The following is an 8,530-nucleotide window of genomic DNA, read 5'->3' as shown; positions in this document are numbered from 1 at the left end:
CGAATATTCCTTTGATCAATCCCAATACTGTGGTAGGGAACGACCTTCCAGTGAATTAAATAACAATCTCAATTAAAAGGCTTATTAGGAGTAAATAAGCCTTTTTTTTTACTTTTTCTACCTACCATTAAGGATGTATATAAGAATCAATTCATCCACCCAATTACTTTAAATGGTTATTTCATTTCGCTTTTTTCCGATTAATTCCATTATAGGTTTAAGTTAAGTCGAATCAATTAAATAATCTGATTCCAGAATATCTGAATCATGAAGTTGCTTCTTCCAATAAGTATTAAAGAGAAAGGGATCACCGCAAAAGCGATGATCCCAAGTACCAAAAAGAATTAAATCAATTTTCTTATTCCCATTCTTTCGTCAAAATACCTAAGAAGCTAACCAGATCTCTGATTTCTCGTTTGCTAAGTACTTCTTTCATATCCGGCATACTTGATGGTGAATTCTTTCTTTCTGTAATTTCACTGTTTAAGATTAAAGCTTCTGGTTTTGATGCTTCTTTAATCACCAAACCATTTTCTTTTTCTTCCATCAAAGTTCCGTTTACAGAAGTTCCGTCTTTAAGTGTCAACTGAACAAAGCCATAGCCAGGCGCTAACCTCTTGCTTGGATCGATTAAAGCTTCTAGCATCTGGGTTTTAGAAATTCTATTTGCAATTCCATTCAAATGAGGTCCCGCAGTTCCACCCATATCATCATATCCATGACAACGGATACATTGAGCAGCTTGATTCTGAAAGAATATTGTTCTCCCTGCTCTCACACTTCCACCCTCCAATGCGCCACTATATAGTGCTACCAGATCACCATTTGTTCGCTCTTGCTGAATTTGATCAAATTTTGACTTTAGGTCAGTAGAGTTTGTTTCAGCGATCGCTTCCTCTAATTCAATCATCACTTCATTTGGAAGCTTATTGTCCTTTAAATCATCTAATAATGTATTCCAAAGATCAAGATTAGCAGAGTTAGGTAAATTACCCAAACTAAGGAGTGCCGCTTGCCTTTCTTCAATCGTTCTATTTTGAATCACATCTTTCAAGAGACTGACCATCAAGTCTTCAGATATATCTGTTTTTGTTAAAAGATCAAGTCCAACTACTCTCACAGCTTTGGACTTATCATTCATTGCCATTTCTATTGGGGCAGAAATGTTTTCGGGACTCACTTCAGCTAAAGCTAGAATTGCCTGTACTCTAACCGGATCAACAGGATCGGATTTAAGAATACTTATTAAATTGGTTTCTGCTTCTTTGATTTTCAATTTCCCAATTGACTTAGCTGAAGCTATTCTTACCAATTCACTGTTGTCTGATAATGAATTAATTAATGCTGAACTTATAGCTGCTTGAATTGGTGCCAAATCTCTTTCTATAACCCCTCTGTTTCTACCATCTACTCTATCTAAAACTGATGGTTTTGCCCAAGTACCTAATGTAGCTATAGCTTCTGCTTTCAAAACAGGATTAATTCCTGGCTTTGCAATATATGCTTTAAGGTTTTCTATGGACTTGTTTGTTCCTACCCGAAGGTTAGCACCTATAGCTCTTCTGATTAAAGCCTCATTTTGGAAATTTGTGGTAACTAAAAGATCTCCTAAAGCAGGCAAAGCAGGCTCGATGGAAAAGTCATCGTTAATTGCTCTTGCAACTTCAGTGACAATATATTCATCCTTATCTGAAAGGAAAGAGGTTATTCCTGGTTCAGACATTCTTCTTAAAGCTAGTACTGCCCCCAACCTTACTGCAGGAGAAGGGTTTGATGCCAATGCAATCAAAGGTTCTTTTTTATTAATTCTCGCCAAGGCAAGACTCGCCGCATGTCTTAAGAAAGCATCCTCATCATTATTAGCTTCTAAAACCCCAATTAGTCCATTTATTGCTGGTTCATAAGAAATTCTTCCTATAGCCTCAGAAGCAAAAAAACGAACACGAATTTCAGAATCTGTTAATAGTGGCATTAAAGATTCACCCGCTTTTCCATATTTGATATCTCCCAACCATTTTGCTGCTTGAGCTCTGATTTCAGGATCTGAATCTTTTAGCAATGGAATCAATGCATCTGCATATTCCATTTTATTTAACCTTGCTAATTGGCTGATCCCTACGATTGCATGGATCCTTGCCAGTTGATTAGATTTTTGGGCAATTGCATTTTGGAAAACTTTGAAACCATCCTCTCCCCTTTTTGCCAATTCAAACTGAGACTTTCTTCTGATTCTTAAATCCTCATCACTTAGATAGTCACTCAAAGCCTCGTCTGTCAAAGTTTTAAAATCAGTATTTATTACCTGAGCAGTAATCTTTCTTTTTTCCCAGTTTTGTCCGGCTTCATCATCTAATTTCCAAACTCTACCATAATTTTTAGTATTCCAACCCTGAATCCAGTCAGCAAAATATAAAGATCCATCAGGTCCAAAATCAAGACCTGTGGCTAGTACTCCTCCCATTACTTTTTCTGTCTGGGACATTTTAAAAGAAGCGCCATCTGGTTCTAGTTTAAATGCATGAATACCAGAAGAAGTGGGGTTTCCAACGAAAGAAGCGACAAAGAAGGTGTTTTTCCATTTTTCAGCTAAAGCTGTACCTGGGTTGAAGACCATACCGGTAGGTCCATTGATATAATTTTGGATAGGTGGGGTAATATATGCTGCTTGACCTTCATGTCTTGGTAAATACAGTTTCTCGTCCATCCATACTTTATACGTGTTATTATCAGGGTCTCTATACTTTCCAAATTGCCAGTTTGTCCTCCAACCAGTATCTGAACCATTGACTAGATATACCAACCTTTCACTCTCTCCGGCATGATCTCCATCATTATCCACAGAGATTAAGTTATTGTATTGATCGAATGTGAACTCATGGGTATTCCTTACTCCCATGGCAAAAATTTCAAAATCGCTACCATCAGGATTCGCTCTTGCAATTACGCCTCTATTAGGGTATTTCCATTCTGTTCCATCAGGACCTTTACCATTAAATCCAATATCACCTATTCCCCAATATATTCTACCGTCAGGTCCCATTTCCAATCCGGACATTCCATGTCCCCCAAATCCAATATGAATACCATATCCATGAGAAATAGATTCTTTCTCATCCATGATTCCATCATTGTTAGTATCTGTAAGTCTCCAAACATCTGGGCCCACTCCAATAAATAGATTATCCTCCAATTTCAATAAAGCCCCAGCAACATCGGTGGTTACATCATTGAAATCCTGAACCATCATCTGAGAGTAATCAGCCATTCCATCACCATCCTTATCCTCAAGTCGATAAAGTTCTTCCCGCTCAACAGTCATATCGCGCCAGTCATGATATCCGTCGCCATTTACATCAGCAAGCCAAGTATTTTTATCGGACATTTCTGGTGAAAGCGTCTTTTGCAAAAATGCTCTCTTCTCTTGTATGGTTTGAAGACTTATTGATTCAATTTCCCAATCTTGGTGCCCCCTAATGTCAAATTCAGAGTTTTTTTGGCGGTTTGTCCTGGTGTAATACAAACTTCCATCATCCGTTACTTGAATTGAGATTGGGTCATATACCAATGAATCGACAGCCCAAAGAGAAAGTTTTAAACCTTCTGCAAGTGTTGGACTAATCTGTGATTCTGCGGCCTGAGCCATTGAAGAGATTTCTTCTTTTGTGAGATTTTTTTCTCTCAAATCTACTTTTTCTTTATTACAGGAAAAGAGTAGAGGAATTGAAGTTGCCAAAATTATCTTGGCATAAGTTATTTTCATTTTGGGTAGAGACTTTTTTATTAAATCTATTTTGACACAAAATAAGGAATTTCACCGAGGGATAATTGCCATTAAAAAAATGATACAGCTAAAAACAAAAATCCCGATCATTGATCGGGATTTTTGTTCACTTTAACCACTAACAACCATAAAACAAAAATGAATTAAATTAAAGCTTTTATCAGGCTTTGAATTTTAGTAGTCGGTACGGGAATCGAACCCGTGTTTTATCCGTGAAAGGGATACGTCCTAACCCCTAGACGAACCGACCGTGGGATTATATTTAATCAATTAAAATAGCTAACTAATTAATAATGAGCTATTTGTAGTCCGTACGGGAATCGAACCCGTGTTTTATCCGTGAAAGGGATACGTCCTAACCCCTAGACGAACGGACCATTTAAAACCGCTGAAAAATCTGCCTTTTCAAATGGTTGTGCAAATATAGAAGGTTCAATTAATAATACCAATTCAGCTTCCAAAATTTATTTGGTTTTTTGCTAAAAAGCTGAGTTAAAAGGAATAATATTTTCTTCGGTGTCGTTTCAGTCTTTTGACTAATTTTGGATTAAATTATATTTCACCCCAATGAATTCCACTTCTAGAAAAAGAGTTGCCATTAATGGTTTTGGTAGAATTGGTAGATATACTGCCAAGCTAATCTTAGAAAATAAATTATTAAATCTAATCGCTATCAATGACTTAGCCGAGCCAAAAGCAATAGCACACTTATTAAAATACGATTCTATCCATGGTAAAACTGAAGTACAAATTGATCTAGAAAGCAATCAATTAAATGTTGGAGGTCAGAAAATTCAACTTTTTGGAAAATCAAATCCCGAGGATTTACCTTGGGAGGATCTAGATATCGATTTGGTAATTGAATGTACTGGAAGATTTACGGATCGAATAGGATCAGAGAAACATTTAAAAGCAGGTGCAAAAAAAGTAATTATTTCAGCTCCGTCATTAGACCCAAGTATCAAAATGGTTGTATTGGGAGTTAATGATGAAATTCTTACCGGAGAAGAAAAAATTATATCCAATGCATCTTGTACTACTAATTGCCTTGCTCCTATGGTTAAGGTTTTGGATGACAAATTTGGATTAGTCAAAGGCTATGCTTCAACTGTTCACTCTTATACCAATGATCAAAACTTGCACGATGCTCCCCATAGAGATTTAAGACGAGCAAGGGCAGCTGCTTATTCAATTATCCCTACCACAACAAATGCCGGAAAAGCTTTGGATATTGTTCTTCCAGATCTAGCCGGAAAAGTAGAGGCCTCAGCAATGAGAGTTCCTGTTCCAGACGGTTCTTTGACCGATCTTATTGTAGAATTAAAGCAAGAAGTAACTGCTTCTCAAATCAACTTGGCGTTTCAGGAGGCTTGTAAGACTAATTTGAAAGGATATTTGGAGGTTGAAGATAGCCCCATCGTATCAATTGATATTATAGGAAATCCTCACTCATGCATAATTGATTCCGAATTGACTTCAGCCAAAGGAAATATGGCCAAGGTTGTTGGCTGGTATGACAATGAAGCAGGATATGCAAACCGTTTATTAAACCTTGCTATCAAAATAACAAAAGCATCCTAGGACTTGACCCTATTTAAAGAAAGCATCTTGACGATGAAGTCGGGTAAGGTTTTACCTTGTTTTCTTTTTTTAAGATTTAGAAATAATCCCCATTTCTCAATAATGGGGATTTTATGGGTCTCGACCATTTCAATCAAAGTGCCGTCTGGATCTTCAATATAAGCAAAATGCCCTGCTGCTTTCCCCATATCAAACCCGTTATTGCTATCCACAGTAAATGGATAGCCCGATTCTTGAAGATTTGATCTTAGACTTTTCATTCCACTGACGTCAAAACAAACATGGATAAAACCTAAATCCCCCCACAATCTACCATTGTATATTTTATCTCTTTTGAAATTTTTGTCTGCTACCAATTCTACTGTTGTTTGACAAAGTAATTTGCCAAATGCCCCTGTTCTTTTTTCAGGACTTCTCAATATTGCTCGAGAAAAGGTGCCGTTCTCTTCACATAAAGGATTAAAATCTTCCCAGACCTGTGTATCATTAAAAAGCACTTCTGAATGCTGATAGTGACTTTGATATAGAGGTAATGATTTTTCAATATCTGTCACTCCTATTACCACTCCGGAAACTCCTCCAGTTAGATCATTATTTTTTGAAAACCAGGATTGATTTTCTTCAATTTCAAAAAGATTTCCAAAAGGATCTTTTAAATAGAAATGCCAGATTCCGATGGGGTTTTTTGTTGGTTTTCCCAGAATATCAACATTATTGGATTTCATGTAAGCATAAGTTGCTTGGATATCTTTGCATCGAATTTTCACTGCAAGAATCCCTAGGTCTCCCCATAAAATCTTTTTGTTAGGTCCAGTTGGTGTTCGAGAAGTAAACTGCCAAATTTCAAATCCGCCTCCTCCTTGCATATTCATTGCTAGGATTGCATGTCGTTTTTCAACTTTACCGGCAGTGTATCTAGTCATTAAACCAGCTTCTGCACTATCTTGAAATATAGGAACGTCCATTTTAAAAACCTTCCTATACCATTCCCATGCTTTATTAGCATCCTTTACTCCTATTCCTACTTGTTGGATGCCATTAATGGTTGCTTTGTTCATTCCTATTCAGTTACTGTTTTTTGGCTGATTTAATAGATTACAATATAGACTTTTGATCGATTCAGGTTTTGAATTAATTGAAAAAAGTAAGAATGCTATAATATTTGCAATCTGTACTCTTAACCATCCATTAGATTCATACTTCCGGGCTGATACTTTTATTTCTCTTGGGAAAACATAAAGTTTTGACACTTTTCTAATCCTTTTGGCTAAATCAAAATCTTCCATAATAACATATTTCTCATCAAACCCTTTCAATCTATCTAAAAGATTCCTTGTAATATAAAGTGTTTGATCCCCACCTCCAGCAAAAATTCCATTAAAACGAGTAAAAAATGAATTAATTTTTAATAAAAAACTATCCTTATCGAATGCATATCTATAGCACGCCGCTTCTTTACCCTGAAAATAATAATCTAGAATGTCAGCAGAAAAACTTGGTACAGGTCTAGTATCTGCGTGGATAAAGTATAAAATAACTGATTTTGAAATTTTGAATCCTACGTTTAATTGATGAGCCCGAGATCGCTTTTGAGTTTGAATTACTTTTGCCCCGAGACTTTTTGCAATTTCAACAGTCTCATCGGAACTGCCTCCATCTACTACTATTACCTCATAAACAAACTCACCTCCATAATCGAAAATTTTTGGAATCAGTCCTTTTAAATTTTTAGCTTCATTATATGTTGGGATAATAACCGAAATAGTTTCTTTTCTAGTCATTAGATCTGCGAATCACATAATTCTTAAGTGAATTTTCTAAGACTACTTTTTGTAACACTCCATATTCATAATAAAATGTATTTGTATTTCCATTAACATTTATAGAGTAAACTCCTGGTTTCTCTTCCTTCACTTTAGTGAGCATTCCGAAGTTTTCTGAAATTAGGATATCTCCATTATTGGGTTCTTCAAAATAAAATCTAGCAGGACTTGAATAAACTTTCTGGTATATAGGCTCATTATTCTCAAACTTATACGTTTCCGCATCCACTTCATAATGATCGGTAGACCATCTCACCACCGTTTCAAAATCTCCCCTATTTGAGATAGAATGGGTATAAGCTTCAACTAATTGTTTATCCTCATAGGATGCTGTTTGCAAAAATTCAACATGAACATTCCCGAAAAACCAAAATTCAACAAGGCTATTTATCTCAAATTTTGTTTGATTAGTGTTTTCAATTTTTTCAGCTGTCATACCACCGATTTTAAACCCAGCCACCACTATGTCGAAATCTTGAGAAGTCCTCTTTTCTTGACATAAGCCAGAAGTTAAAACTGAAAAAAATAGAAATGAGAATATATATATTCTTGATAATAAATATTTTAATTGCATATATCTAAAGCTTGGAATGAAATAATTCACTCCTATTTATTTTGTTTGGATAAGTTTATCTTTAAAGAGTTCCCAGTCCTCTAAATGATCTACATCTGATAGGATAGGCAAAAATGAGTGATTTATTTTATTTGATTCTAAAAAAAGCTTAGTAGATTTTAAAACTTGATCACTACTCCATTTGATATTTTTGAAAATTCCGGGAATAAATCTATTCATTCCAAGTAAATAATATCCTCCATCCTTTGCTGGCCCTATGACAACCTCTGAATTTTCTAAATGTAAAAATGCTTTATCCACAATTTCGGATGTAATTTCTGGACAATCCGTACCGATTATTAATAATTTGTCAAAGCCTTTTTCAAATTGATTTCGAAAAGCATTACTCATTTTTTCACCAAGGTCACCTTTAGATTGAATAAAAAAATGGATCAGATTTTCATTTTTTTTAAAATCAGGCTCCACATACTCTGAAAAATAAACCAACTTTTCAGCATCAATAGATTGAATCTGAAGATATGTATGGTATATAAGTGTTTTATAAATTTCTAAAGCCTGATGATCCCCTACGCTTGCAGCCAATCGCGTTTTCACTTTTCCCAATTCAGCATTCTTTTGAAATATAATTATCCCTTTTTTCATCATATATCAATAACGACATGTTTCCACATTTTGACTAATTAAAAATTCATAAAATAATTAGGTTATTTATCATCAAGTCAAATTTGTTTGAGTTTTTTCAAGTATCTCTTTTCGGATAAGAACATAAAT

The 8,530-nt window shown here is 35.3% G+C and carries 6 protein-coding genes and 2 tRNA genes; 1 reads left to right on the top strand and 7 read right to left on the bottom strand.

The window, feature by feature from the left end:
• Positions 1 to 358: 358 nt before the first annotated feature.
• From Q0L68_RS03240 to Q0L68_RS03230, 3 genes are all read right to left on the bottom strand, one after another.
• Positions 359 to 3,760 (bottom strand): HEAT repeat domain-containing protein, encoded by a 3,402-nt coding sequence (locus Q0L68_RS03240; protein WP_296699254.1) that lies wholly within the window; start codon positions 3,758 to 3,760, stop codon positions 359 to 361.
• Positions 3,761 to 3,959: 199 nt separating this feature from the next.
• A tRNA-Glu gene (locus Q0L68_RS03235) sits at positions 3,960 to 4,031 on the bottom strand.
• 55 nt (positions 4,032 to 4,086) lie between these two features.
• Positions 4,087 to 4,158, bottom strand: a tRNA-Glu gene (locus tag Q0L68_RS03230).
• Between the two features lie 190 nt (positions 4,159 to 4,348).
• On the opposite strand from Q0L68_RS03230, the gene gap reads away from it, so the two are divergent.
• On the top strand, positions 4,349 to 5,362 hold the full coding sequence (gene gap, locus Q0L68_RS03225; RefSeq protein WP_296699251.1) for a type I glyceraldehyde-3-phosphate dehydrogenase: 1,014 nt from the start codon (positions 4,349 to 4,351) through the stop codon (positions 5,360 to 5,362).
• Here the strand turns inward: gap and Q0L68_RS03220 are convergent.
• From Q0L68_RS03220 to Q0L68_RS03205, 4 genes are read right to left on the bottom strand one after another with little or no spacing between them, the layout of a single operon-like run.
• Positions 5,359 to 6,420, bottom strand: coding sequence for a VOC family protein (locus Q0L68_RS03220; RefSeq protein WP_296699248.1), 1,062 nt, complete (start codon positions 6,418 to 6,420; stop codon positions 5,359 to 5,361). The two genes, gap and Q0L68_RS03220, sit on opposite strands and share 4 nt — an antisense overlap.
• Positions 6,421 to 6,426: 6 nt before the next feature.
• Positions 6,427 to 7,143, bottom strand: a complete 717-nt coding sequence (locus Q0L68_RS03215; RefSeq protein WP_296699244.1) for a TIGR04283 family arsenosugar biosynthesis glycosyltransferase — start codon at positions 7,141 to 7,143, stop codon at positions 6,427 to 6,429.
• Positions 7,136 to 7,759 carry a DUF6134 family protein gene (locus tag Q0L68_RS03210; RefSeq protein ID WP_296699241.1) on the bottom strand — a complete coding sequence of 208 codons (624 nt, stop codon included), beginning with the start codon at positions 7,757 to 7,759 and terminating at the stop codon, positions 7,136 to 7,138. Before Q0L68_RS03210 ends, Q0L68_RS03215 begins: the two co-directional genes overlap by 8 nt.
• A gap of 36 nt (positions 7,760 to 7,795) precedes the next feature.
• Positions 7,796 to 8,401, bottom strand: a complete 606-nt coding sequence (locus Q0L68_RS03205; protein WP_296699238.1) for a TIGR04282 family arsenosugar biosynthesis glycosyltransferase — start codon at positions 8,399 to 8,401, stop codon at positions 7,796 to 7,798.
• Between the last annotated feature and the right edge of the window lie 129 nt (positions 8,402 to 8,530).

Origin of the sequence: Algoriphagus sp. (assembly GCF_024642405.1) — a bacterium.
In the GTDB taxonomy this organism is placed as follows: domain Bacteria; phylum Bacteroidota; class Bacteroidia; order Cytophagales; family Cyclobacteriaceae; genus Algoriphagus.
The sequence above is the reverse complement of the archived record's forward strand: the minus strand, read 5'-3'. Positions and strand labels throughout refer to the sequence as shown.

What these genes read in the sequence shown, in the direction of transcription:
- Q0L68_RS03205 (WP_296699238.1), bottom strand. Translation starts at nt 8,401, where the DNA reads ATGAAAAAAGGGATAATTATATTTCAAAAGAATGCTGAATTGGGAAAA.
- Q0L68_RS03215 (WP_296699244.1), bottom strand. Translation starts at nt 7,143, where the DNA reads ATGACTAGAAAAGAAACTATTTCGGTTATTATCCCAACATATAATGAA.
- Q0L68_RS03240 (WP_296699254.1), bottom strand. Translation starts at nt 3,760, where the DNA reads ATGAAAATAACTTATGCCAAGATAATTTTGGCAACTTCAATTCCTCTA.
- Q0L68_RS03220 (WP_296699248.1), bottom strand. Translation starts at nt 6,420, where the DNA reads ATGAACAAAGCAACCATTAATGGCATCCAACAAGTAGGAATAGGAGTA.
- Q0L68_RS03210 (WP_296699241.1), bottom strand. Translation starts at nt 7,759, where the DNA reads ATGCAATTAAAATATTTATTATCAAGAATATATATATTCTCATTTCTA.
- gap (WP_296699251.1), top strand. Translation starts at nt 4,349, where the DNA reads ATGAATTCCACTTCTAGAAAAAGAGTTGCCATTAATGGTTTTGGTAGA.